Below are 24,468 nucleotides of genomic sequence, written 5' to 3'. Positions count from 1 at the left end.
GCACGGTCACGATGGAAGGCGACGCCAAGCAGATGCTCGACGATCCGAAGGTGCGGGCTGCGTATCTGGGTGAGTAAATGAGCGGGCCCGGCGCGGCGGCGGATGCCGGCGTGCCGCGCAAGGGCTTTCGAAAGGCTGTCACGGGATACCGTGACAGCCTTTTTTTCGTGCGGCGCGCCCGGCGGCGAACTGCGCACGCGGATGCGACTCCATGCATTCGACCGTGACGCCGACCATGCGGTGCGGGACACGGTAGCACGAACGCCGTCCGCTACCTGCCGTCCACCAACCGTCACGCAGGCTGCGTAGCATGGTCGGTTCATCGGGACACGGAGAGCACCCATGAGTCTGGATTACGGTTTCGTGAAGGCGAAGGTGACGTCGGTGGCGCAGCTGAAAGGCTCGCCACACGGCAGCGAGATCCAGTATCACATCCACCTGACGCTCGCATTGCCGTCCGGCGACTGGGACGTCGCGATCAACGTCGGCACCAACGACGCGGACGACCTGCTGAACTACAAGCTCGTCTACGATTTCCATCATCCGGTCACGGCGACGCTCGCGGCCGCGGCCGAAGGCTATACCGATCTCACCGGGCAAACCGCGCTGCCGGCGCTCGACTATCTGCGCAGCGACATCCTGAACGAGACGGGCGCATGGCGTGCCAGCGCGGTGATGGACGGCACCGAGAACGCGGAGCCGATCCCGTCGCTGCTGCGACTCGTCAATGCCGCGCAGTCGCAGGGGCTCGACGTCGTCGTGTTCGGCCGCACGTATAGGGAGGGCAACGGCATCCACGACACGCACATGAACCAGGGTTCGACAGGCGCGAACTACCTGCATCGCGCGGGCAACGACCACAACGATCACAACGACGTTTGGCAGGACGGCGCGTTGATCGTGCGCGTGAGCGAGTCGCAGTGGGCCGCGTATTTCGCGGCGTTCGAGCAGCAGGCCGTGCCGACCGACGCGCTCGGCAATCCGCTGCCGGACGCGGGGCCGATCACGCGCTGAACGCGGCGGCTGCCGGCGGCGTCACGCGGCCGGCAGCGTCTTGCCGAACGAGATGCGTTCCTCGACGCGATAGCCGAGCGCCGCATAGAAGCGGCATGCATCGTCGTTGCCGGGCAGCACCTGCAGGTTGATCTTCAGGCAGCCGCGCGCGGCGAGCGCGCGTTCCGCATGCGCGATCAGCGCGCGGCCGATGCCGAGCCGCCGCGCGTCGTTCGACACGCCGAACGAGTAGAGCCAGCCGCGATGTCCGTCGAAACCCGCCATCAGCGTGCCGACGACCCGCGCGCCGCACGTCGCGACGAAGAACAGCTCCGGCTGCGTCGCGAGCTTCAGCTCGATCGAGCGCAGCGGATCGCGGTGCGGCGGCGCGCCGGCTTCGTCGTACTGCGGGAACGCATCGCGCCACACGGCCAGCACGGCATCGGTGTCGGTGCGTTCGAACGGGCGGATCGCGACAGCATCGGCGGCGGCATCCATCGCGGTGGTTTCCTTAGAGCGTGTCGAGGATCGACCGCAGCATCGCCATCATCTGGTCGATTTCCTCGGTCGTGACGTTCAGCGCGGGCATGAAGCGCAGCAGGTTCGGGCGCGCAGCGTTCAGCAGCAGGCCGTCGGGCTGCATGTCGCGGGCCTTCTCGACGATCTGCGGGCCGATGTCCTTGCCGAGCAGCAGCGCGCGCAGCAGGCCTTCGCCGCGTTCGCCCTCGAAGCCGCGTTCCTCCGACAGTTCGAGCAGCCTGCGCTTCAGGTATTCGGCGCGCTCGCGCACGCCTTCGAGGAAGCCGGGCGCGACGAGCTGCGAGATCACCGAATAGCCGACGGCCGTCATCAGCGGGTTGCCGTTGTACGTGCCGCCCTGGTCGCCGGCCTCGAACACCGCGACGTCGGCCTTCGACAGCAGCGCGCCGAGCGGTGCACCGCCGCCGATGCCCTTCGCGAGCGTCATGATGTCCGGCTCGATACCGGACAGCTCGTACGCGAACAGCGTGCCCGCGCGGCCGCACCCGCTTTGCACTTCGTCGACGATCAGCAGCAGGTCGTGCTGCTTCGTCAGCGCGCGCAGCGCCTGCATGAATTCGCGCGTCGCCGGGATCACGCCGCCTTCGCCCTGGATCGGCTCGAGCATCACCGCGACGGTCTTGTCGGTGATCAGCTTCTCGACGGAGTTGATGTCGTTCAGCTCGGCCTTCGGGAAGCCCGGCACCTGCGGTGCGTAGATCGTGTCCCAGCCCGGCTTGCCGCTGGCCGACATCGTCGCGAGCGTGCGGCCGTGGAAGCTGTGGTCGAACGTGATGATCTCGTACGCGCCGTTCTTGAACTTGCGGCCCCACTTGCGCGCGAGCTTGATCGCGCCTTCGTTCGCTTCCGCGCCGCTGTTCGTGAAGAACACCTTGTCGAATACGCTGTGCTGCGTGAGCAGGCCGGCGAGCTTCGCCATCGGTTCGTTGTAGAACGCGGGCGACGGGTTCAGCAGCTTCTCCGCCTGCGTCTTCAGCGCTTCGACGATGCCGTCGTTGCAGTGGCCGAGGCTGTTGACGGCCCAGCCCTGAATGAAGTCCAGATAGCGCTTGCCCGTGTGATCGTAGAGCCACGAACCCTTGCCGTGCGTAAACACGATGTCGGGGCGGTTCGTGATGTACATCAGCGAGTCGATCGGGTAATCGTTCAGGGGCATGGCAGCAGACTCCAGCGGACGTTGAAAGGTAAGCGGGCAATAAAAAAGCCACGGAAGGCCGTGGCTGGTGGGTCGAACAGCTTGTGCGTAACCGGTGAAGCGGAGGAGTAGGTTACGCGCGAGTCCGTGACGAGCCGGCGGCATCCGGGCGGAGCGGCGAGCGGCGACGTCGAAGTGCGGACAGGAAGCGGTTCATGTGCGCAAGCATAAGGCATCCCGCGCCCCACTGTAAACCGCCGCGATGCCACGGATGTGACACGGCGGCGCGCAGCGGGGCGCGCGGGCGCGCCCGGGGCTCAGACCGGATGCGCGAGATCGGCGGCGCTCGTGAACGAGTCCGCGTAGAACTCGTCGGCCGGCAGCGCGTGGTGCTGCGTGAAGTCGCGCTGTGCGGATTCGACCATCACCGGCGCGCCGCATGCGTACACCTGGTGGCCCGACAGATCGGGCAGGTCCTCGATCACCGCGCGATGGACGAAGCCGGTGCGGCCGGTCCACTGGTCGGCGTCGTCCGGCTCGGACAGCACCGGCACGTACTTGAAGTTCGGGATCTCGCGCGCCCATTGCTCGGCGAGCTCGCCGAGGTAGATGTCCTTCTTGCGGCGTGCGCCCCAGTAGAGCGTCATCGGACGCGTGATGCCCCGGTGCTTCACGTGCTCGACGATCGCCTTGATCGGCGCGAAGCCGGTGCCCGATGCGAGCAGCACGATCGGCTTGTCGGAGTCCTCGCGCAGGAAGAACGTGCCGAGCGGGCCTTCGAAGCGCAGGATGTCGCGTTCCTTCATCGCGCCGAACACGTGGTCGGTGAACTTGCCGCCCGGCATGTGGCGGATGTGCAGCTCGATCGGGCCTTCCTCGTGCGGCGCGTTCGCCATCGAGTAGCTGCGGCGCGAGCCGTCCTTCAGGATGAACTCGACGTACTGGCCCGCGAGGTATTGCAGGCGCTCGTTGGCCGGCAGCTGCAGCTTCACGACCATCACGTCGTCGGCGCGGCGCTCGAGCGCGGCGATCCGGCACGGCAGCTTCTTCACCTGCACGCCGTCGACACCGGCGATTTCACGCACGTCGATCTCGAGGTCGCATTGCGCCTTCGAGCAGCACAGCAGCGCGAGGCCGCGCGTGCGCTCGTCGTTGGACAGTGCCGACGCGGCGTGCGGGCCCTGTTCGATCTGGCCCGACACGATCTGGCCCTTGCAGGAGCCGCACGCGCCGTTCTTGCACCCGTACGGCAGATGGACGTTCTGGCGCAGCGCCGCCGCCAGCACGGTTTCGTCCGACTCGACCTGGAACTGCCGGCCGCTTTGCTTGAGAGTAACGTTGAATGCCATAGAACCAAATAGAACAAAATGTGGGGACCGTGCATATCGCGCACGGCAGCTACAATGCAAACCCGTTGCGCGCCGCGCAACGGTGGCTACTGATTTCGCAACCAACATGATCGCGACTCGAATCCTGCGCCGGCCGCGCGTCCTGATCGTCGGCTGCGGCGACGTCGGCCTGCGCTGCGTCGCGCAATGGCGCGATGCGCGCCGCAACCTGCGCATCGTCGCGCTGACGAGCCATCCGGGCCGCCGCGACGAACTGCGCGCGGCAGGCGCGACGCCGCTCGTCGGCGACCTCGATCGCCGGGCGACGCTCGGACGTATCGCGGGCCTCGCCCGCACGATCCTGCATCTCGCGCCGCCGCAATCCGACGGCCGCGACGATCGCCGCACCCGTGCGCTGATCGCCGCATTGTCCGTGCCTGCGCGGCGGCCGTCCGCACCGGCGGTGTCGTCGGTCGGCCGGCTCCGCACGCTGCGCGCCGCGACCCGACAGGCCGGCGTGCCGGTGCGGGAAGCGCGTATTGTACCCGACGCCCTTCGCGCGCCGACGCTCGTCTACGCCAGCACGACGGGCGTCTACGGCGACTGCGGCGGCGCGCGAATCGACGAAACGCAGCCGCTGCGCCCCGCGAATCCGCGCGCGTTCCGGCGCGTCTCGGCCGAGCGTCAGCTGCGGGCGGCGACGGTGCGCGGCGTGCTGTCCGCGCGCATCGTGCGCATTCCCGGCATCTACGCGGCGAACCGGCTGCCGCTCGCGCGGCTCGAGCGCGGCACGCCGGCACTCGACGCGGCCGACGACGTCTACACGAACCACATCCACGCCGACGATCTCGCGGCGATCCTGCGTCGTGCGGCCGTGCGGGGCAAGCCGGCGCGCGCCGTGCACGCGTCGGACGACAGCGAACTGCGGATGGGAGAGTATTTCGACCGGGTCGCGCAGGTGTTCGGCCTGCCGCCGCCGCCGCGGATCAGCCGCGCGGACGCCGAGCAGCAACTCGAGCCGGCGCTCCTGTCGTTCATGCGCGAGTCGCGGCGCCTGTCCAATGCGCGGCTCAAGGCCGAATTGTGCGTGACGTTGCGCTATCCGACCGTAGACGAATTCCTTCAAACGCTCGCGCCGCGCGGCGCGTCAGGTCAGCGCCGGTAACGCCTCGATCAGCAGGAAGCACAACAGCGCGCCGATCAGCGCGCCGATCAGGTTCGGATGGTATTTGTGCTTCATGTGCATCGCGGCCAGCAGCGCGCCGATCACGATGGCGCCCACGACCGCGAACGCGATCGTCACGTACGACAGTTCGAAAGAATGGTTGAAGTTCATGATGTCTCCCCTGCATTGCTGCTCGTACAGCTTGTGATTTCAGTATAGCGGGGGATCGGGCGGCCGCGACGCGGCCCGACATCGAACGATCGTGCGGATTTTCCCTTACAGGGTTTTGACGGGATTGCGCAGGGCTGAAAGGTCGTCTTCCCCGAGCCAGCGCCACGCGCCCGGCGCCAGGTCGTCCGGCAGCGTGAACCCGCCGATGCTTTCGCGGTGCAGCGCCTCGACGCGATTGCTCGCGGCCGCGACCATGCGTTTCACCTGATGATATTTGCCTTCGAGGACGGTCAGCGCGAGCGCGTGCGTGTCGCGCGCGTCGGCGGCGACCGCCGCGATCGGCTTCGGCTCGCCGTGGAGCTGCACGCCGGCGCGCAGCGCGTCCAGCTGCGTGTCGTCGAGCGGGTGGCGCACGGTGGCGACGTAGGTTTTCGGCACCTTGCGCTTCGGCGACGTGTACGCGTGCACGAACTGACCGTCGTCGGACAGCAGCAGCAGGCCCGTCGTGTCCTGGTCGAGGCGGCCGACGCATTGCACGCCGCGTGCGACGAGCGGCGCGGGCAGCAGGCTGAACACGCTCGCGTGGTGTTGCGGCTCGCGCGAACACTCGTAGCCGGCCGGCTTGTTGAGCGCGAGATACGCGCGGGCGTGGAACGGCCACGCGGTGTCGTCGACCGTGAACACGAGGCCGTCGGTGTCGAACGACGCGTCGGGGTCGGTCGCGCTCGCGCCCGCGACGGTGACGCGGCCCGTTTCGATCAGGCCGCGGCACTGGCGGCGCGAGCCGAAGCCCTGCGTGTAGAGAATGCTTTCGAGATCCATAGCGCGCGCATTCTATCAAGCCACGCGCCGGCACCGGCACGAACCCGCCCGCGCTGGTAAGCTGCCGGAGCGCCGCGCCGCACGTTTGTTCTTCACGGAAAGTGGACGTCGCATGCAAGGGGCGTACGGCTTCAGCGTGAAGTCGCGCCACGACGGCGGCACGCCCGTACCCGGGCTATCGCCGTCTCCATCCGACACGGAGTTCGCCGCATGAATCCGACGACGCTCGATGCACTCGCCGATTTCCCCCGTCAGCTCGAAGCCCATTTCGCCGCCGTGCCGGACGGCTACGCGCGCTGGACCCCCGACGACTGGAGCGGGATCCCGAGCGAGCATTTCTCGCCGCTCGGGCAGCTCTGCCACGTGCGCGACATCGAAATCGACGGCTACCACGTGCGGCTGCGGCGGATGCTCGACGAAGATCACCCGCTGCTCGTGTCGGTCGACGGCGATGCGCTCGCGCTCGAGCGCCGCTACGACGCCGCGTACGCGTCCGACGTGCTCGCGGCGATTCGCGACGCGCGGCGCGAGACGCTCGACCTCGTGTCGCGCCTCACGCCCGGGCAGTTTGCGCGCACCGGCGAGTTCGAAGGCTACGGCGCGCTGACCGTGCGCGGTCTCGTCCATTACCTGTGCAGCCACGACCAGCAGCATCTGGCCGGCATGCAGTGGCTGCTTGGCAAGATCGACGCGGCGCTGTACGCGCGCTGAACCGTACGGCCCGGCGGCCGTGCATCGTGTCGCGTCGAGCGGATTTCGTCGCGTTCGTCGGTGGGGCAGCCCACCGTTCCGGATGCCTGATTGGATCGTTTTTCTGGATAATTCATCCAGCCGTGCCCGGCTGACCGGCACGTCGCGCGTGCCTACACTCCTAGCTTCATTCAACGCAAACAGGAGTCAACCGTGGCTACTCATACGCTCGCAGACAAGGTCGTCCTGATCGCAGGCGGCGCCAAGAATCTCGGCGGGCTGATCGCCCGGGACCTGGCCGGCCACGGCGCGAAGGCGGTGGCGATTCACTACAACAGCGCGGCATCGCAGGCGCAGGCCGAAGAGACGGCCGCTGCCGTGCGCGCGGCCGGCGCGGAAGCCGCGACGTTCCAGGCCGACCTGACGACGGCCGCCGCGGTCGAGAAGCTGTTCGGCGATGCGAAGCAGCGCTTCGGCAAGATCGACATCGCGATCAATACCGTCGGCAAGGTGCTGAAGAAGCCGTTCACCGAAATCACCGAGGCCGAGTACGACGAGATGTTCGCGGTGAACAGCAAGTCGGCGTTCTTCTTCATCAAGGAAGCGGGGCGGCACCTCGAGGATCACGGCAAGCTCGTCACGCTCGTGACGTCGCTGCTCGGCGCGTTCACGCCGTTCTATGCAGCCTACGAAGGATCGAAGGCGCCGGTCGAGCACTTCACGCGCGCGGCGTCGAAGGAGTACGGCGCGCGCGGCATCTCGGTGACGGCGGTCGGGCCCGGCCCGATGGATACGCCGTTCTTCTACCCGGCCGAAGGTGCCGACGCGGTCGCGTATCACAAGACGGCCGCCGCGCTGTCGCCGTTCAGCAAGACGGGCCTCACCGACATCGAGGACGTCGTGCCGTTCATCCGTCATCTCGTGACCGACGGCTGGTGGATCACCGGGCAGACGATTCTGATCAACGGCGGCTATACGACCAAGTAACCGACGCGGTAACGGGCCGTGCCGGCGGTCGTCGTGTGCGCGGCGACCCGCAATGGACCGTTTGCATGGACAATGGACGGGCGCGCGGACACAACGCCGCGCGCCCGTTTCATCTGTGCCGCCGGAATCGGCCGCGACGCGCGGCGCCTGCCGGCCGCGGTCGTCCGAACCCACGTTCTCTGCCTGCCGATGGACAAGCTGGATCAGGTCAGAATCTTCCTTCAGGTTGCCGAGATGGGCAGCTTCATCAAGGCCGCCCACGCGCTCGACGTGCCGCGCGCGACCGTGTCGGCCGCCGTCCAGCAGCTCGAGACCGCGCTCGGCACGCGCCTGTTGCACCGTACGACGCGGCAGGTCCAGCTGACTGCCGACGGCGCGCTGCTGCTGGAGCGTGGCCGGCGCCTGCTCGCGGAAGCCGACGAGCTCGACCGGCTGTTCCGGCGTCGCGATCGCGACGTGATCGGGCGGCTGAACGTCGATGCGCCGAGCCGGATCGCGCGCCGCGTGATCGCCCCCGCGCTGCCGTCGCTGTTTCGCCGCTACCCGAAGCTGCAACTGTCGCTCGGCTCGACCGACCGCTCGATCGATCTCGTGCAGGAGGGTGTCGACTGCGCGATCCGGGTCGGGCGGCTCGCGGACAGCAGCCTCGTCGTGCGGCCGCTCGGGCAGTTCGCGCTGATCAACTGCGCGAGCCCCGACTACCTGCGCGAATGCGGCGTGCCCGAGCATCCCGATGCGCTTGCGCACGGGCACTGGGCGATCGGCTATGCGTCGCCGACGACCGGCCGCGAGCTCGGCTGGGAATACTGCGCGGACGGCGGGCGGCATACGCTGACGCTGCCGAGCCGCGTGATCGTCAACAACGCTGAAACCTATATCGCGAGCTGCATCGCAGGCATGGGGCTGATCCAGATTCCGCGCTTCGACGTCGTGCATCTGCTCGACAGCGGAGCGCTGGTCGAGGTGATGCCCGGCCATCGGGCCGCGCCGATGGACGTGTCGGCCGTATATCCGCATCGGCGGCACCGGTCGAGACGGCTCAACGCGTTCATCGAATGGTTCGGGGAGTTGATGGCGGATGCATTGAACGACACGGGCGCGGCCGGCAGCGGCGACTGAAAGCGGCGTCGTGGCCGCAACTGCGGGCCGCCCGCCATTCGCCGGCCGGTGACGCCGATCGATCGGCGTCGGTGCGACGCGGCATGCGCGGTACGTCCGGCACGTGCGGCCATCGCGTCGCGCACTCAGGCGGCGAACTGCCGCGTGCGCCCGGTCGCCCGCACCGCGTCGATCAGCGCGGCGCAGGCGCCGTCGGGCTTCGACGCGAACGCGTAAAAGCACGCGGCCGGCAACGCCGGCAGGCCGTCATTCGCCCCACATGCGCGCAGGCCGTCGCGCAGCTGGCTGCGCGCGAGCGCCGTGACCGCGAAGCCGGCCAGCGCGGCCGATATGCAGCCGGCCATGCTGGCGCTTTCGAACAGCACGCGAAACGGCCGCAGCGCGGCGGCGAGCGAGGACACCGCGGCTTCCCGGTACACGCACGGCTCCGGGAACAGCGCGAGCGGCACATCGCCTTCGGTGTCGATTGCCATATCCGACGCGAACGCCCATACCAGTGGTTCTTCCCACAGCAGTTCGCCCGGCGCGTCGACCTGCCTGCATTGCTTGCCGAACACGACGTCGAGCCGGCCCAGCGTCTGCTCGCGCAGCAGCGCCGCGGTGATCCCGACCTTCAGTTCGATCGATGTGCGCGGATGACTGTCGCGAAACGTGCGCAGCACCTGCGGCAACCATGCGCCCGCGAAATCCTCCGACGCGCCGACCCGCAGCCGGCCATGCGCCGGCGCGCCGCGCAGCCTCGCGCGCACTTCGCGCTCCATGTCGACGATGTTGCGCGCGTACGCGTACAGCGTGTCGCCGGCCGGCGTGAGCGCGATGCGGCGCGTCGTGCGCGCGAGCAGCACCGTGCCGGCCGCCTGCTCGAGCCGCTTGATGTGGCCGCTGACCGCGGACGGCGTCAGCGCGAGGCGCTCCGCGGCCGGCGCGAAGCCGCGGCTGTCGACGACTTCGAGGAAGGTACGCAACAGCGCGATGTCGAGCGCGGTCGACGCGGGATCGGTCAGCGGTTCCATCGGTTGATTCACCACGATACTTGAAGAATGAGTCATGATACGCCGCGAATCGTGATGAGAGACGGGCCTACCATCGGGCATTCAGGCTGACCAACCGGAGTGCACATGACCGCTTACCGCTATGCGACAACCGCGTCGCTCGAACTCGCCTATCTCGAATGGAACCCGCGCGGCGAACGCGTGGCCGTGCTGCTGCACGGCTGGCCGGACAGCCCGGTCGGCTGGGAGGCCGTGGCTCGAACGCTGGCCGCACGCGGCTACCGCGTGCTCGCGCCCGCGCTGCGCGGTTTCGCGCCGACCCGCTTTCGCGATCCCGCGACGCCGCGCAGCGGCCGGCTCGCAGCGCTTGGCCGCGACTTGCTCGAATTCATCGACGCGCTCGGCATCGAGCGGCCCGTGCTGGTCGGGCACGACTGGGGTGCGCGCGCGGTTGCGAACGCGTGCGGGTTGCGCGACGGCGCGGCCTCGCATCTGGTGATGCTGTCGGTGGGATACGGCACGAACGACCCGGCCCAGCCGTTGTCGCTGCCGCAGGCGCGCAACTACTGGTACCACTGGTTCCTGGCGACGCCGCGCGGCGAGCAGGCGCTGCGCGACGATCGCCGGGCGTTCGCGCGCCTGATGTGGGATACGTGGTCGCCGGCCGGTTGGTACGACGAACGCGACTTCGACGCGGCCGCGACTGCCTTCGACGGCCCGGACTGGATCGACGTGGTGCTGCACTCGTACCGTTATCGCTGGGGATTCGTCGACGGCGGGGCCGCATACGCGGAAGACGACGCGCAACTGATACCCGCACCGGTGCTGTCGGTGCCGACGCTCGTGCTGCACGGCGGCGCGGACGCCTGCACTGCACCGGAGACCTCTGCAGGGCGCGAGCGGTTCTTCACCGGCCGCTACGAGCGCGTCGTGCTGGACGGCGTCGGGCATTTTCCGCAGCGCGAGGCGCCGGCGGTCGTTGCCGACGCGATTCTGCGGTTCTGCGAGCGCGGTTGACGGGCCGGCCGGCGCGGCGCGCAAACGGCGCTCAACCGCCGACCCGGGGCGCGAGCAGATCGGCGAGCCCGATATTCCTGAACATTTCGCGGCGGATTCGATCGCCGATGCGGAACACTTCCTCCGCGCCGTCCTGCGACGGATCGACGAATACGCGGTAGGGGCGCTTGCCGGGCTGCGCCGCGACGAGCTCGACAATCGCCGTCGCGACGGCGCCGGCGTCGGCGTCCGCCGGTTCAAGCGCGGCGAGGCCGCTCAACGCCTGATCGGCGACGCCCGCGTACGGCCCGCTGTCGTAGGCAGCCTGCACGGCGGTATCGGCCGGCTTGCCCGCATGGAGGAAGTGATTCGTGCCGCGGGTGAACGCGCCCGGCACGACGATCGATGTTTCGATACCCCAGCGGGCGAGTTCGGCGGCGTAGGACACCGCGAGCGAGTCCATCGCGGCTTTCGCGGCGAAGTAAGGGGCAAGGAACGGCGGGGTGCCGCCGCGCGCCGACGACGACGAAACCCACACGAGCAGACCGCGGCCCTGACGGCGCAGGTGCGGCAGCGCCGCGCGGTTGACGCGCTGGGTCGACACGACGTTGACGTCGTAGAGCTGCGTGAGCTGCTCGGGCGTGAATGCTTCGGCCGGCCCGAACGCCATGTGGCCGGCGTTGTGAATGACGACGTCCAGACGATCGTTGTCGGCGATCACGCGGTCGATTGCTGCGCCGACCGATGCGTCGTCGCCGACGTCGAGTTCGAGGCTGCGCAGGTCGACGCCGTGTTCCTGCGCATAGGCAGCGATGGCGGCGACGCGCGGCGCATTGCGCCCGGCGCTCTCGCGCATCGATGCATAGACCGTGTGACCGGCGCGGGCGAGCGCCTGGGCCGTCAGCAAGCCGAAGCCGCTGGACGCGCCGGTGACGAGGACAACTTGCTTCATGAGCGATCTCCTGGAGGAAAGCGAGGCGGCTGCGAGCGGTCCGTCAGCACATCCCGCCGTTGGCGCGGAGGATCTGGCCGTTGATCCACGCGCCGTCCGGGCTGGCGAGGAAGGCGACGACGCGCGCGATGTCGTCGGGCTGGCCCAGCCGCTCGAGCGGGTTCAGCTTCGCGAGCCGATCGACCAGCTCGGGGCTCTTGCCCTGCAGGAACAGTTCGGTGGCGACCGGCCCCGGCGCGACGGCGTTCACGCGGACACCGCGCCCGCGCATTTCCTGCGCGAGTACCTGCGTGAGGCTTTCGACCGCCGCCTTGCTTGCCACGTACACGCCGTAAGTCGGCATGCGCATGCCGATCACGCTGGTCGACAGGTTGATGATGCGTCCGCCGTCGCGCACGCGCCTTGCCGCTTCGCGGCATACGTTGAACGCGCCTTTCACGTTGATGGCGATTGTTTCGTCGAAGAGCGCATCGTCGCAGTCGGCGATCGCCGCCAGCTTCATCACGCCCGCGGAATTGACCACCACATCCAGGCCGCCGAATGCCTCGTGGGCGGCGTCGAACAGCGCGGCCACGGCCGCCGGGTCGGCGACGTTCGCCTGCACGGCGACGGCATGGCCGCCGTCGGCGAGGATCGCATCGACGACTTCGCGGGCCGGCCCGGCGCCGCCGGCATAGTTGACGACGACCCGGAAGCCGTCCCGGGCGAGCTGGCGGGCGATTTCCGCACCGATGCCGCGCGACGAACCTGTGACGAGGGCGACCTGTTCCGATGTGCTCATTTCCTGCTCCTGATGAGGGTTGAATGCCGTTCCATCCGGCGACAGGACTAATGTAGGCTTCTTCGATCAATAAAAATAATGAATAATGGTCAGTCAATGAATGACTGGAAGTATGTCTTATGGGGTTCGACAGCAGGCTGCTCAGCGGTATCGGCGTGCTCTCCGCGGTGATCGAGGCCGGCACCTTCGCGCGGGCAGGCGAGGCGATGGGACTGACCCAACCGGCAGTGAGCCGCGCCGTCGCCCGACTGGAACAACGCGTCGGCATCCGCATCTTCAACCGGACGGCGCGTGCGATCACGTTGACCGACGAAGGGCGACGCTTTTACGAGGCGGTCGCGCCGCTGCTGGCCGGCATCGAGGAGGCGGCGCTCGACGCCGGCCAGTCGAAGGCGCGCGTGAGGGGGCGGCTGCGCGTGAACGTGGACGGCACGTTCGGCCACTACGTGCTCGCGCCGCGGATGGCGGAATTCCTCGACCGCTTTCCCGACCTGTCGGTCGAGATCAGCGCGCGGGATCGGATGGGCGACCTCGTCGCCGACGGATTCGATGTGGCAGTGCGCTTCGGCATCCCGGAGCCGTCGTCATATCGTGCGCGACTGCTGCTCGAGACGCGCGTGCTGACCTGCGCGTCGGCCGCGTACGTCGCGCGTCATGGCGAACCGCGACACCCGCGGGATCTCGCGGCCGGTCACCGGTGCGTGCTGATTCGCGATCCGGTGACGGGGCGACCGTACGAATGGGAATTTCATCGCGGCAAGGAAGTCGTGCCGGTCGACGTCGCCGGCAGACTGATGGTGAATGACACCGGCGGGTTGCTCGGCGCGTGCGTTGGCGGCGTCGGCATTGCGCAACTGCTGGAACTCTATGCCCGCGACGTCGTGGCCGAAGGGCGGTTGGTCCAGCTGCTGCCGGAATGGGCGGACGAGACGTTCCCGCTTTATGCGTATCACCATGCGTCGAACCTCGTTGCCGCGAAAGTGCGGGTGTTTCTGGAGTTCGTCCGCGAGTTGATGGCCTGAGTGCGTCGGGCGGCGGGGCGCCATCGGTTCACTCGGTGCGGTGCGGGATGCTGTCCGGGAACGGGTAGGGCGCGTGCGGCCCTGGCCAGTCGGGCACGGGCGGCTCGCGCAGCAGGTCGCATCCGCCCAGCATGATCGACAACAGCGCGGCAAGCACGCAGCGGCGGATCGGGCTCGAAAAGAAGACGCGCGTGGACATGAGCGGCCTCCGTGCTTGCGTGTCCTGATGCTTGGACCGCCGGGCAAGGGCGTGCGTTGCGGCGTGCGTGGCGCGCGCAACAAACAAAAAACCCGCGAAGCGGCGAGCTTGCGCGGGTTTCGACAGTGCAGCGCATTGACGCTGCGAAAGACTGGTGCCCAGGGCCGGAATCGAACCGGCACGCCTTGCGGCGGGGGATTTTGAGTCCCCTGCGTCTACCAATTTCACCACCTGGGCTTTGATCCTGGCCGCGCGTGCGATTCGTACGGATTGTGCGCGGCGAAACGCGAATTATGGCGGAAAACGGGGCACCGGGCAAGCTGTCCGGCGACCGCCCGTGCGTTACTGGCTCAGATAGACGAATCGGCCCTGCTTCACGATCCCCATCACGCTCGCGCGCTGATCGAGCCCCACGTGATCCTTGTCGCTGGTGTTGACGACGCCGTTCGGCACGACGAGTTCGTGCGCGCGTTCGAGTTCGCGCCGCAGCGCCGCGCGGAAGCCCGGCGTGCCGGGCTGCGCGGCCTTGAGCGCGCGGCCGACCGCGTCGGCGAGGCGCGGGTACACGCCCGCCGCGTCGCCCGCGAACTGGGTGACCGTGCCGGCGCCGTATTTCGCTTCATACGCATCGACGAACGCGAGCGCGGCCTTGCGTGCCGGATGGTCGGCAGGCAGCGTGCGCGCGACGACCACCGGCTGGGTCGGGAACAGCGTCCCGTCGACGTCCTTGCCGCCGAGCTTGATGAATTCCGGCGTGGCGATCCCGTGCGTCTGGTAGATCGCGCCCTTGTAGCCGCGCTCGATCAGCGTGCGTTGCGGCAGCACGGCCGGCGTGCCCGAGCCGGCGATCAGGATCGCGTCGGGCTTCGCGGCGATCAGCTTCAGTGCCTGGCCGGTGACGCTCGCGTCGGTGCGGTTGAAGCGTTCCGTCGCGATCACGCGGATCTTGCGGACTTCCGCGAAGCGCGTGAATTCGTTCAGCCAGCTGTCGCCATAGCTGTCCGCGAAGCCGATGAAGCCGACCGTCTTCACACCGTGGTTGGCCATGTAGCGCGTCATCACGTCGGCCATCGCGCTGTCGCTCTGCGCCATCTTGAATGCCCAGGTCCGCGCGCCTTCCTGCGGCTCGACGATCGCGCCGGAGCCGACCAGCGTGATCATCGGCGTCTGGGCGGCGGCTACCGCGTCGAGCGCCGCGAGCGCGGCCGGCGTGATGTTCGGCCCGACCACGACGTCGACGCGATCCTCGTCGACCAGCTTGCGGATGTTGCGCACGGCCGCGCCCGGGTCGGACGCGTCGTCGAGCACCGTCACCTGCACCGGCTGCCCGGCGATCGTCTTCGGCCACATCAGGATTGCGTTCTTGCTGGTGATGCCGATCGCGGCGGCCGGGCCGGTCGACGACAGGTCGACGCCGACCTTCAGGTCGGCATGCGCGGCCGCGCAGGCGAGCATGAGGGCGGCGCCGGCGGCGCGGCGCAACAGGGCGGGAAGCGTCATGCGGAAATCTCCGTCGGGCAATAAAAAGGGGCGCGATTTGCGCCCCTGTCGTTATACCTGTCTGTCAAAGCTCGTACGATTCGGATTCGCCCTTGAGCGCCTGCTCGATCAGCTTGCGGTTCAGCGTCGGCGACAGCAGCTCGACGAGCGTATACACATAGCTGCGCAAATAGGCGCCCTGCTTGAGCGCGACACGCGTCACGTTGCTGCCGAACAGGTGGCCGACCGGAATCAGCCGCAGGTTGCGGTCGCGCTCCGGGTTGAATGCGATGTCGGCCATGATCCCGACGCCCAGGCCGAGTTCGACGTAGGTCTTGATCACGTCGGCGTCGATCGCCTCCAGCACGATGTCCGGCGACAGCCCGCGCAGCGCGAACGCATGATTGATCTTCTTGCGGCCGGCGAACGCGTCGTCGTACGTGATCAGCGGGTACTGCGCGAGATCGTCCAGCGTGACCGGCTTGCGTTCGAGTAGCGGATGGTCGGCCGGCACCACGGCCGCGTGATGCCACTGGAAGCAGGGCAGCGACACGAGTTCCTTGTAGTCGGCGATCGCCTCGGTCGCGATCGCGAGATCGGCCTGGTCGTGGATCACCATCTCGGCGACCTGCGTCGGGCTGCCCTGCAGGATCGACAGGTGCACCTTCGGGAAGCGCTTCTTGAACTCGGCGATCGCGGCCGGCAGCGAGTAGCGGGCCTGCGTGTGGGTGGCGGCGATCGTCAGGTTGCCCTGATCCTGCGCCGCGTAATCTTTTCCGACCCTTTTAAGGCTTTCAACTTCCTGCAGGATCCGCTCGACCGATGCGAGGATGATCCTGCCCGGCTCGGTGAGCGAGCGCACGCGCTTGCCGTGCCGCGTGAAGATCTCCACGCCGAGCTCGTCCTCGAGCTCGATGATCGCCTTCGACACCCCCGGTTGCGACGTGTAGAGCGCCTTGGCGGCCTCGGTGAGGTTGAAATTCTGCCGGACGGCCTCGCGCACGAAGCGAAATTGGTGCAGGTTCATTTATAACCCTTCCGCATATCAACAGAATTTTTTAGTCGTTTGAAATATAAGGCGAGTTTATTACGATTCACCGGAGTTTTTCAAATATGGATATCTGTTTTCGTCATTAGCAATCCAGCCGGGCCGCGCAAGGCCGGCGATGGCGGCGGAACGGAGATTCGGGCGCGACGTGGCTAGGACGTCGCGCGGTCACCACGAAAACCCCTGGGGTCCCCGAATGTATCAGTACGACCAATACGACCAGACGATCGTCGACGAGCGTGTCGCGCAGTACCGCGATCAGGTGCGCCGCCGGCTGTCGGGCGAGTTGAGCGAAGAAGAATTCCGTCCGCTGCGCCTGCAGAACGGCCTGTACATGCAGCGCCACGCATACATGCACCGCATCGCGATTCCGTACGGCAACCTGCGCAGCGACCAACTGCGGATGCTGGCGCGCATCGCCCGCGAACACGACCGCGGCTACGGCCACTTCTCGACCCGCTCGAACATCCAGTTCAACTGGATCCAGCTCGAGGAAACGCCGGAGATCCTCGCGAAGCTCGCGTCGGTGCAGATGCACGGCATCCAGACCTCGGGCAACTGCATCCGCAACATCACGGCGGACCAGTTCGCGGGCGTCGCCCAGGACGAGGAAATCGATCCGCGTCCGTGGTCGGAAATCCTGCGCCAGTGGTCGACGTTCCATCCCGAATTCGCGTGGCTGCCGCGCAAGTTCAAGATCGCGGTGTCGGGCTCGACGCACGACCGCGCGGCCGTGCAGATCCACGATCTCGGCGTGTACCTGAAGAAGAACGCGCAGGGCGAGGTGGTCGCGAGCATCCTCGCGGGCGGCGGCCTCGGCCGTACGCCGATCATCGGCGCGGTGATCAAGGAAGACCTGCCGTGGCAGCACCTGCTCACCTATTGCGAAGCCGTGCTGCGCGTATACAACCGCTACGGCCGCCGCGACAACCTGTACAAGGCGCGTATCAAGATCCTCGTGAAGGCGCTGTCGCCCGCGAAGTTCGCGCAGCAGGTCGAGGAAGAGTGGCAGCACCTGAAGGACGGCCCGTCGACGCTCACGCAGGCGGAAGTCGACCGCGTGTCGCAGTACTTCCAGCCGCCCGTCTACGAGAAGCTGGCCGACACCGACGCGTCGTTCGAACAGCACCTGCTCGAGAACAAGGCGTTCGCGCGCTGGGTCGAGCGCAACGTCGCGCCGCACAAGGTGCCGGGCTATGCCGCGGTCACGCTGTCGCTGAAGGACCACCGCGTCGCCCCGGGCGACGCGACCGACGCGCAGATGGACCTGGTGGCCGACTGGGCAGACGCGTACTCGCTTGGCGAACTGCGCGTGTCGCACGAGCAGAACCTGATCCTCGCGAACGTGAAGAAGCGCGACCTGTTCACGGTGTGGGAAAAGGCGAAGGCGGCCAGCTTCGCGACGCCGAACGTCGGCCTGCTGACCGACATCATCGCGTGCCCGGGCGGCGATTTCTGCTCGCTCGCGAACGCGAAGTCGATCCCGATCGCGCTGGCGATCCAGCAGCGTTTCGAAGATCTGGACTACGTGTACGATCTCGGCGACCTGTCGCTGAACATTTCCGGTTGCATGAACTCGTGCGGTCATCATCACGTGGGCAACATCGGCATCCTCGGCGTCGACAAGGACGGTGCCGAGTGGTACCAGGTGTCGCTCGGCGGCGAGCAGGGCACGGGCCGCAACGGCGCGCGCCTCGGCCGCGTGATCGGGCCGTCGTTCTCCGCGGAGGAAGTGCCGGGCGTGATCGCGAAGCTGATCGACACGTTCGTCGAGGCACGCATCGACGGCGAGCGCTTCATCGACACGTACGACCGCATCGGCATCGCTCCGTTCAAGGAGCGCGTGTATGCGGCGCGCCAGGCAGTCAACGCGTAACCAACCGGGTAGAAGGAATTTGCAGATGGCTTCGATTATCAAGAACCGCGCAGTGATCGACGACGCATGGCAGGTCGTGCGCGCGGCGGAAGACGGTGCGCTGCCCGCGGTCGACGCATTGCCGGCCGGCAAGGTGCTGGTGCCGTTCACCCTGTGGCAGGCCGAGCGCGCGGCGCTCGTCGCCGCGAAGACGAAGGACGAACTCGGCGTGTGGCTCGCGCCGGACAGCGAGCCGGCCGATCTCGTGGCCGACTTCGGTGCGATCTCGCTGATCGCCGTCGATTTCCCGCGCTTCGCGGATGGCCGCGGCTACAGCATCGCGCGCCTGCTGCGCGAGCGCCACGGCTGGACCGGCGAGCTGCGCGCGATCGGCGACGTGCTGCGCGACCAGCTGCTGTACATGTCGCGTTGCGGCTTCGACGCGTTCGCGGTGCGTGCCGACAAGGACATCCACGATGCGCTGAACGCGTTCGGCGAATTCACGCAGCGTTACCAGGGCGCATTCGACGAGCCGGCGCCGCTGTTCCGCCGCCGCGCGGCCGCGGCCGACGCGAAGGTGAGCGCATGAGCGCCGCGACCGCACTGACGCCCGAACTGGCCGCGAAGGTCGAGCGCCTCGACGCGCTGCTCGCGCAGATCGGCGCGCGCCACGAGAAGGTGAAGTTCGCGAGCAGCCTCGCCGCGGAAGACATGCTGCTCACGCACGCGATCCTGTCGAAGGGCGTGTCGATCGGCATCTTCTCGCTGAACACCGGCCGCCTGCATGCGGAAACGCTGGGCATGATCGACCGCGTGCGCGAGCGCTACGGCTACGAGATCGAGCAGTTTCATCCGCAGCAGGACGCGGTCGACCAGTACGTCGCCGAGCACGGCCTGAACGCGTTCTACGAAAGCGTCGAGCTGCGCAAGTCGTGCTGCCACATCCGCAAGGTCGAGCCGCTGAACCGCGCGCTGGCCGACGTCGGCGCGTGGGTCACGGGCCAGCGTCGCGAGCAGTCGGTCACGCGTGCGGAGCTGCACGAGGAAGAACAGGACGAAGCGCGCGGGATCGCGAAGTACAACCCGCTCGCAGACTGGACGGAAGCCGACGTGTGGGCGTACCTGAAGGCGTTCGACGTGCCGGTCAACCCGCTGCACGCGCGCGGCTATCCGAGCATCGGCTGCGAGCCGTGTACGCGCGCGATCCGCCCGGGCGAGGACAGCCGGGCGGGCCGCTGGTGGTGGGAGTCGCGCGACACGAAGGAATGCGGGCTGCACATCACGATCACGCCGATTCCCGCGAACGCCGAAGCCGGCGCCGCGCACTGAAAGCCGACAAGAAACCGAATATTGCGCCGCCCGCGACAGCGGGCGGCACGAACCCAGAAGAGAAGGACTGAAATCATGAGCACGACGCTCGAGCAATCCGCCTTTGCCCCGCCCACCGGTGCCGACGACCGCATGGGCCACCTCGACTGGCTCGAAGCCGAGTCGATCCACATCCTGCGCGAACTCGTTGCCGAATGCAGCAAGCCGGCGCTGTTGTTCTCGGGCGGCAAGGACTCGGTCGTCGTGCTGCACCTTGCGCTGAAGGCGTTCGGCCTCGGCGCGAACCGCAAGACGACGCTGCCGTTCCCGCTCGTGCACATCGACACGGGCCACAACTACGAGGAAGTGATCGACTTCCGCGACCGCCGCGCGCAGGAGCTCGGCGCCGAGCTGGTGGTCGGCCACGTCGAGGATTCGATCAAGCGCGGCACCGTCGTGCTGCGCCGCGAAACCGATTCGCGCAACGCCGCACAGGCCGTCACGCTGCTCGAGACGATCGAACAGCACGGCTACACGGCGCTGATCGGCGGCGCGCGCCGCGACGAAGAGAAGGCGCGCGCGAAGGAGCGGATCTTCTCGTTCCGCGACGAATTCGGCCAGTGGGATCCGAAGGCGCAGCGCCCGGAACTGTGGAGCCTGTACAACGCGCGCCTGCACAACGGCGAGCACCTGCGCGTGTTCCCGATCTCGAACTGGACGGAACTCGACGTGTGGCAGTACATCGCGCGCGAAAACCTCGAACTGCCGTCGATCTACTACGCGCACCAGCGCGAGATCGTGCGTCGCAACGGGCTGCTCGTGCCGGTCACGCCGCTCACGCCGATGCGTGACGGCGAGACGAGCGAACTCGCGCAGGTGCGCTTCCGCACGGTCGGCGACATCAGCTGCACGTGCCCGGTCGAGAGCGACGCGGACGACGTCGAGAAGATCATCGCCGAGACGGCGGTGACCGAGATCACCGAACGCGGCGCGACCCGGATGGACGACCAGGCATCCGAAGCCGCGATGGAACAGCGCAAGAAGCAAGGTTATTTCTGAAGCACACGAGGACATTCACATCATGAGCATCATCGAGAACACCGAAGACCTCGGCGTGTTGCGTTTCATCACGGCGGGCAGCGTCGACGACGGCAAGAGCACGCTGATCGGCCGCCTGCTGTACGACAGCAAGGCCGTGTTGTCGGACCAGCTGTCCGCGCTGTCGCGCGCGAAGAACAAGCGCACGGTCGGCGACGAGATCGACCTCGCGCTGCTGACGGACGGGCTCGAAGCCGAGCGCGAGCAGGGCATCACGATCGACGTCGCCTACCGCTATTTCGCGACCGCGAAGCGCAAGTTCATCATCGCCGACACGCCGGGCCACGAGCAGTACACGCGCAACATGGTGACGGGCGCATCGACCGCGCATGCGGCGATCATCCTGGTCGACGCGACGCGCGTGACGATCGAGAACGGCGTGGCGGAACTGCTGCCGCAAACGAAGCGTCACAGCGCGATCGTGAAGCTGCTCGCGCTGCAGCACGTGATCGTCGCGATCAACAAGATGGACCTGATCGACTACAGCGAAGCACGCTTCAACGAGATCCGCGACGCGTACGTCGCGCTCGCGAAGCAGCTCGGCCTGAAGGACGTGCGTTTCGTGCCGGTGTCGGCGCTGAAGGGCGACAACATCGTCGGCGCGAGCGAGCGCATGCCGTGGTACGCGGGCGAGCCGCTGCTCGACGTGCTCGAATCGCTGCCGGTCGAGACGCAGGCGCATGACGCGCTGCGCTTCCCGGTGCAGTGGGTCGCACGCCAGGACGGCAGCTCGGCCGACGATTTCCGCGGCTACATGGGCCGGATCGAATCGGGCGAGGTGAAGGTCGGTGACGAAATCGTCGTGCTGCCGTCGAACCGCACTGCGACGGTCGCCGAGATCATCGCGCCGGTGCCGGGCGGCACGGCGGCGGTCGCGCACGCGTTCGCGGGCCAGACGGTGACGATTCGCCTCGAACAGGACGTCGACGTGTCGCGCGGCGACATGTTCGTCACGACCGCCGAGACGGTCGCGCCGGCGAAGAAGCTCGAGGCGGACCTGTGCTGGTTCGACGAGACGCCGCTGTCGCCGCAGCGCAAGTACCTGCTGAAGCAGACCACGAGCACGGTGTTCGCGAAGATCGGCGCGGTCAAGGAAGTGCTCGACGTGCATACGCTGTCGCACGCGACCGACCGCCAGGAACTGAAGATGAACGACATCGGCCGCGTCGCGCTGACGCTGCAGAAGCCGATCGTCTGCGACACCTACGATGCGCACCCGGGCACGGGCGCGTTCGTGCTGATCGACGAGGCGACGCACCACACGGTCGCCGCCGGCATGATTCGGGCGTTCTCGGCGTAACGGGCTTAACCGGCGGTCAGCGCCGCCCTCGCGGCGGCGCGGGCCGGCCGCCGTCCGCACGAGCAGGACCCCAAGCGAAGCGACAAACATGGGCAAGGTATATCTGATCGGAGCAGGGCCGGGCGCCGCGGACCTCATCACGGTGCGCGGCATGCGGCTGCTCGAACAAGCCGACGTCGTGCTGCACGACGCGCTCGTCGAGCCGGCGATGCTCGACTACGCACCGAACGCGCGCAAGATCGCGGTCGGCAAGCGTTGCGGGCAGCGTTCGACCGCGCAGCATTTCATCAACAAGCAGATCGTCGACGCGGCGCGCGAGCACGCGTGCGTGGTGCGCCTGAAGGGCGGCGACCCGATGCTGTTCGGTCGCGCCGAAGAGGAAATGCGCGCGCTCGAAGCGGCGGGCATCGACTACGAGGTCGTGCCGGGCATCACCGCGGCGCTGGCCGGCGCGGCGACGCTGAAGCGCTCGCTGACGTTGCGCGGCGTGTCGCGCAGCGTCGCGTTCGCGACGCACAGCCGCGCACCGGGCAGCGACGAGATTCGCGAGGCCGCGCGCGCCGATTCGATCGTCTACTACATGGGCCGCGACAGTGCGCCGGGCATCGCGCAGGAACTGATCGACGCGGGCCGTGCGAGCGCGACGCCGGTGGCGATCGTCGAGGCTTGCAGCACCGCGCGCGAGCGCACGCTGACGCTGACGCTCGGGCAGATGGCGGCGGGCGGCGCGCAGGCGTGGCTCGACCCGGCGGAACCGAGCCTGCTGATGATCGGCGATGCGTTCGCCGAACGCGTGCGGCACGTGAAAGAGGGCGGTGCGTTGCAGGATGCGGCCTGAGTCAAACGTGCGATCCGCAGGCAAAAAAAGCGCCGGCTTCCGAAGCCGGCGCTTTTTCGTTTGGGCTCGCCGCTTCGGCCAGCGATGCGCTTACGCGTCGCGGCCGACCTGGTCGATGCAGTAGCGCGCGATCGCATCGAGCACGCCGTCGTCTTCCCCGACAGCCGTCGCGCAACGGATCTCGACGCCCGGATGCGTGGCGCGGCACGCGTCGACGAGCTGCGGCAGGTCGCGGCGGACGTGCCCGCCCTGACCGAAGAACACGGGCACCACGGTGATGCGCGTGCAGCCGGCCGCGACTTGCGCGGCGACGGCCGTATCGAGCGACGGCGTCATCAGTTCGAGAAACGCGAGCGACACGTGCGGAGCAGGGGAGCCGGCCCCGCGCAGCCGCGCGGCGAGCCGCTCGAACGGCTCGGCCCAGCGCGGATCGCGTGCGCCGTGGCCGAACAGGACGATGCCGTGCGAACTCATGTCGAAGCCTCCGTCGTGACCGCGCTCAGTGCCGGTCGACCCACTTGAGCGCGAACAGGCCGAGCGCGAGATAGATGAGGCCCGGCGTCGCCGCGGTCAGCGGCGCGGGCCACGTGTTCAGCGTGCCGATGTGCGAGAACAGCGTGTTGAGCAGCTGGAAGCTCATGCCGAGCATGATGCCGCCGAACACCTTCACGCCGACCACGCCGGCACGCGTGTGCAGGTACGCGAACGGCAGCGACAGCACGAGCATCACGAACACCGCGAACGGGTAGAGCAGCTTGCGCCACAGCGCGATGTCGTAGCGCTGCGTGTCCTGCTGGTTTTCGCGCAAGTGCTGGATGTAGCGGAACAGGTTGATGAGCGACATCCGTTCCGGCGACACGAGCAGCACCGACAGGATCTGCGGCGTCAGGTCCGAGCGCAGCCGGTATTCGGGCAGCGTCACCTGCTGCGACCGGTACACGGGGTTCAGCGCGTCGGCCGGTTCGCCGCCGATCGGCTTGATCGGCGTCAGTTCGGTTTCCGTGACGCCCTTGAGCAACCAGTGGCCGGGCGGCTCGTAGCGGCCCGTCTGCGCGATCCGCACGTTCTGCAGCTGGAATTTCGAGTCGAACTCGTAGATGCGCACGTTGCTGATCGTCGAGTCGGGCGACAGGCTGCCGACGTTCACGAAGCGCGTGACCTGCTCGCCGTTCTCGCGGGCCGCGAGCGTGTCCTTCACCCACACGCCCGACTGGAAGTTCGACGACACCGACGCGCCGAGCGCCTGCAGCCGCACGCGTTCGGACAGCTGGTCGGCGTACGGGCCGACGAACTCGCCGATCAGGTAGGTGATGATCACGAGCGGGACGCCGATCTTCAGCAGCGAGCGCAGCGCCTGGTTGGTCGCGAGGCCCGACACGCGGAAGATCGTGAATTCCGAGTTCGCGGCCATCTGCGCGAACACGTAGATCGCGCTGATCAGCGCGGCGACCGGGATGATCTCGTAGAAGCGCGACGGGGTTTGCAGCGCGACGCGCAGCACCGCGTAGCCGAATTTGTAGTTGCCGTGCCCGACCGAGTTCAGTTCGCTGATCAGGTCGAAGAAGAAGAACAGGCCCGAGAACGCGAACAGGATGAAGATGAACGTGACGTAGATCTGCCGCGCGAAGTATTTTTCATAGAGCCGCATCG

At 67.8% G+C, this 24,468-nt stretch carries 26 protein-coding genes, 1 tRNA gene and 1 pseudogene; 14 read left to right on the top strand and 14 right to left on the bottom strand.

The window, feature by feature from the left end:
- Together DIE17_RS28275 and DIE17_RS28270 are read left to right on the top strand one after the other, a co-directional pair.
- Positions 1-77: pseudogene (locus tag DIE17_RS28275) on the top strand (ABC transporter ATP-binding protein); the annotation flags it as partial.
- Between the two features lie 265 nt (positions 78-342).
- The gene (locus tag DIE17_RS28270) at positions 343-1,014 is read left to right on the top strand and encodes a DUF2278 family protein (protein WP_124521516.1); all 672 of its coding nucleotides are present in this window, start codon (positions 343-345) and stop codon (positions 1,012-1,014) included.
- A 21-nt stretch (positions 1,015-1,035) separates the two neighbouring features.
- On the opposite strand, the gene DIE17_RS28265 is transcribed toward DIE17_RS28270, so the two are convergent.
- From DIE17_RS28265 to DIE17_RS28255, 3 genes are all read right to left on the bottom strand, one after another.
- Positions 1,036-1,491, bottom strand: coding sequence for a GNAT family acetyltransferase (locus DIE17_RS28265; RefSeq protein WP_124521518.1), 456 nt, complete (start codon positions 1,489-1,491; stop codon positions 1,036-1,038).
- Between the two features lie 13 nt (positions 1,492-1,504).
- Positions 1,505-2,689 carry an acetylornithine transaminase gene (locus DIE17_RS28260; RefSeq protein ID WP_044845607.1) on the bottom strand — a complete coding sequence of 395 codons (1,185 nt, stop codon included), beginning with the start codon at positions 2,687-2,689 and terminating at the stop codon, positions 1,505-1,507.
- Positions 2,690-2,985: 296 nt separating this feature from the next.
- Entirely contained in the window at positions 2,986-4,017 is a 1,032-nt protein-coding gene (locus DIE17_RS28255; protein ID WP_044845608.1) for a CDP-6-deoxy-delta-3,4-glucoseen reductase, read from the bottom strand.
- Positions 4,018-4,123: 106 nt separating this feature from the next.
- Between DIE17_RS28255 and DIE17_RS28250 the strand changes: the two genes are divergently transcribed.
- Entirely contained in the window at positions 4,124-5,161 is a 1,038-nt protein-coding gene (locus DIE17_RS28250; protein WP_124521609.1) for an NAD-dependent epimerase/dehydratase family protein, read from the top strand.
- Here the strand turns inward: DIE17_RS28250 and DIE17_RS28245 are convergent.
- Both DIE17_RS28245 and DIE17_RS28240 read right to left on the bottom strand, forming a co-directional pair.
- Complete coding sequence (locus tag DIE17_RS28245) at positions 5,144-5,332, bottom strand: hypothetical protein (RefSeq protein ID WP_124521520.1); 189 nt, start codon at positions 5,330-5,332, stop codon at positions 5,144-5,146. The two genes, DIE17_RS28250 and DIE17_RS28245, sit on opposite strands and share 18 nt — an antisense overlap.
- Positions 5,333-5,437: 105 nt before the next feature.
- On the bottom strand, positions 5,438-6,154 hold the full coding sequence (locus DIE17_RS28240; RefSeq protein WP_124521522.1) for a pseudouridine synthase: 717 nt from the start codon (positions 6,152-6,154) through the stop codon (positions 5,438-5,440).
- A gap of 210 nt (positions 6,155-6,364) precedes the next feature.
- Between DIE17_RS28240 and DIE17_RS28235 the strand changes: the two genes are divergently transcribed.
- From DIE17_RS28235 to DIE17_RS28225, 3 genes are all read left to right on the top strand, one after another.
- On the top strand, positions 6,365-6,865 hold the full coding sequence (locus DIE17_RS28235; protein ID WP_044845612.1) for a DinB family protein: 501 nt from the start codon (positions 6,365-6,367) through the stop codon (positions 6,863-6,865).
- Positions 6,866-7,057: 192 nt separating this feature from the next.
- On the top strand, positions 7,058-7,831 hold the full coding sequence (locus tag DIE17_RS28230; RefSeq protein ID WP_044845613.1) for an SDR family oxidoreductase: 774 nt from the start codon (positions 7,058-7,060) through the stop codon (positions 7,829-7,831).
- 189 nt (positions 7,832-8,020) lie between these two features.
- The gene (locus tag DIE17_RS28225; RefSeq protein ID WP_124521524.1) at positions 8,021-8,950 is read left to right on the top strand and encodes a LysR family transcriptional regulator; all 930 of its coding nucleotides are present in this window, start codon (positions 8,021-8,023) and stop codon (positions 8,948-8,950) included.
- Positions 8,951-9,075: 125 nt separating this feature from the next.
- On the opposite strand, the gene DIE17_RS28220 is transcribed toward DIE17_RS28225, so the two are convergent.
- Positions 9,076-9,963 (bottom strand): LysR family transcriptional regulator, encoded by an 888-nt coding sequence (locus DIE17_RS28220; RefSeq protein WP_124521526.1) that lies wholly within the window; start codon positions 9,961-9,963, stop codon positions 9,076-9,078.
- Between the two features lie 105 nt (positions 9,964-10,068).
- On the opposite strand from DIE17_RS28220, the gene DIE17_RS28215 reads away from it, so the two are divergent.
- Positions 10,069-10,959, top strand: coding sequence for an alpha/beta fold hydrolase (locus DIE17_RS28215; RefSeq protein WP_124521528.1), 891 nt, complete (start codon positions 10,069-10,071; stop codon positions 10,957-10,959).
- 31 nt (positions 10,960-10,990) lie between these two features.
- On the opposite strand, the gene DIE17_RS28210 is transcribed toward DIE17_RS28215, so the two are convergent.
- Positions 10,991-11,890: an SDR family oxidoreductase gene (locus DIE17_RS28210; protein WP_124488480.1), complete on the bottom strand. Its 900-nt coding sequence runs from the start codon at positions 11,888-11,890 to the stop codon at positions 10,991-10,993.
- A gap of 43 nt (positions 11,891-11,933) precedes the next feature.
- Positions 11,934-12,671: an SDR family oxidoreductase gene (locus DIE17_RS28205; RefSeq protein WP_124488479.1), complete on the bottom strand. Its 738-nt coding sequence runs from the start codon at positions 12,669-12,671 to the stop codon at positions 11,934-11,936.
- Positions 12,672-12,790: 119 nt separating this feature from the next.
- On the opposite strand from DIE17_RS28205, the gene DIE17_RS28200 reads away from it, so the two are divergent.
- Entirely contained in the window at positions 12,791-13,693 is a 903-nt protein-coding gene (locus tag DIE17_RS28200) for a LysR family transcriptional regulator (RefSeq protein ID WP_124488478.1), read from the top strand.
- Positions 13,694-13,721: 28 nt separating this feature from the next.
- On the opposite strand, the gene DIE17_RS37570 is transcribed toward DIE17_RS28200, so the two are convergent.
- From DIE17_RS37570 to DIE17_RS28185, 4 genes are all read right to left on the bottom strand, one after another.
- The gene (locus tag DIE17_RS37570; protein WP_185500424.1) at positions 13,722-13,892 is read right to left on the bottom strand and encodes a hypothetical protein; all 171 of its coding nucleotides are present in this window, start codon (positions 13,890-13,892) and stop codon (positions 13,722-13,724) included.
- 152 nt (positions 13,893-14,044) lie between these two features.
- Positions 14,045-14,129: transfer RNA gene (locus DIE17_RS28195), tRNA-Leu, on the bottom strand.
- 105 nt (positions 14,130-14,234) lie between these two features.
- The gene (locus DIE17_RS28190; RefSeq protein ID WP_124521530.1) at positions 14,235-15,392 is read right to left on the bottom strand and encodes an ABC transporter substrate-binding protein; all 1,158 of its coding nucleotides are present in this window, start codon (positions 15,390-15,392) and stop codon (positions 14,235-14,237) included.
- A gap of 64 nt (positions 15,393-15,456) precedes the next feature.
- Entirely contained in the window at positions 15,457-16,398 is a 942-nt protein-coding gene (locus tag DIE17_RS28185; RefSeq protein ID WP_009689198.1) for a CysB family HTH-type transcriptional regulator, read from the bottom strand.
- A 217-nt stretch (positions 16,399-16,615) separates the two neighbouring features.
- Between DIE17_RS28185 and DIE17_RS28180 the strand changes: the two genes are divergently transcribed.
- The 6 genes from DIE17_RS28180 (at position 16,616) to cobA (ending at position 22,818) form a co-directional block, all read left to right on the top strand.
- On the top strand, positions 16,616-18,295 hold the full coding sequence (locus DIE17_RS28180; RefSeq protein WP_044845617.1) for a nitrite/sulfite reductase: 1,680 nt from the start codon (positions 16,616-16,618) through the stop codon (positions 18,293-18,295).
- 25 nt (positions 18,296-18,320) lie between these two features.
- Positions 18,321-18,863, top strand: coding sequence for a DUF934 domain-containing protein (locus DIE17_RS28175; RefSeq protein WP_044845618.1), 543 nt, complete (start codon positions 18,321-18,323; stop codon positions 18,861-18,863).
- On the top strand, positions 18,860-19,603 hold the full coding sequence (locus tag DIE17_RS28170) for a phosphoadenylyl-sulfate reductase (protein WP_044845619.1): 744 nt from the start codon (positions 18,860-18,862) through the stop codon (positions 19,601-19,603). The genes DIE17_RS28175 and DIE17_RS28170 overlap by 4 nt, the downstream gene beginning before the upstream one ends.
- Positions 19,604-19,678: 75 nt before the next feature.
- Entirely contained in the window at positions 19,679-20,641 is a 963-nt protein-coding gene (gene cysD / locus DIE17_RS28165) for a sulfate adenylyltransferase subunit CysD (RefSeq protein ID WP_044845620.1), read from the top strand.
- 22 nt (positions 20,642-20,663) lie between these two features.
- Positions 20,664-21,980, top strand: coding sequence for a sulfate adenylyltransferase subunit 1 (locus tag DIE17_RS28160; RefSeq protein ID WP_124488475.1), 1,317 nt, complete (start codon positions 20,664-20,666; stop codon positions 21,978-21,980).
- 88 nt (positions 21,981-22,068) lie between these two features.
- Positions 22,069-22,818, top strand: coding sequence for a uroporphyrinogen-III C-methyltransferase (cobA, locus tag DIE17_RS28155; RefSeq protein ID WP_124521532.1), 750 nt, complete (start codon positions 22,069-22,071; stop codon positions 22,816-22,818).
- A gap of 90 nt (positions 22,819-22,908) precedes the next feature.
- Here cobA and DIE17_RS28150 read toward each other — a convergent pair whose 3' ends face one another.
- Both DIE17_RS28150 and lptG read right to left on the bottom strand, forming a co-directional pair.
- The gene (locus DIE17_RS28150) at positions 22,909-23,292 is read right to left on the bottom strand and encodes a sirohydrochlorin chelatase (protein ID WP_124488473.1); all 384 of its coding nucleotides are present in this window, start codon (positions 23,290-23,292) and stop codon (positions 22,909-22,911) included.
- Between the two features lie 25 nt (positions 23,293-23,317).
- A complete protein-coding gene (gene lptG, locus DIE17_RS28145; RefSeq protein WP_124488472.1) occupies positions 23,318-24,466 on the bottom strand; it encodes an LPS export ABC transporter permease LptG in 1,149 nt (382 codons plus the stop codon).
- Positions 24,467-24,468 lie beyond the last annotated feature (2 nt).

The organism is Burkholderia sp. Bp9099 (assembly GCF_003857805.1).
Lineage (GTDB): Bacteria > Pseudomonadota > Gammaproteobacteria > Burkholderiales > Burkholderiaceae > Burkholderia.
This window is presented reverse-complemented; position numbering and strand designations above follow the sequence as displayed.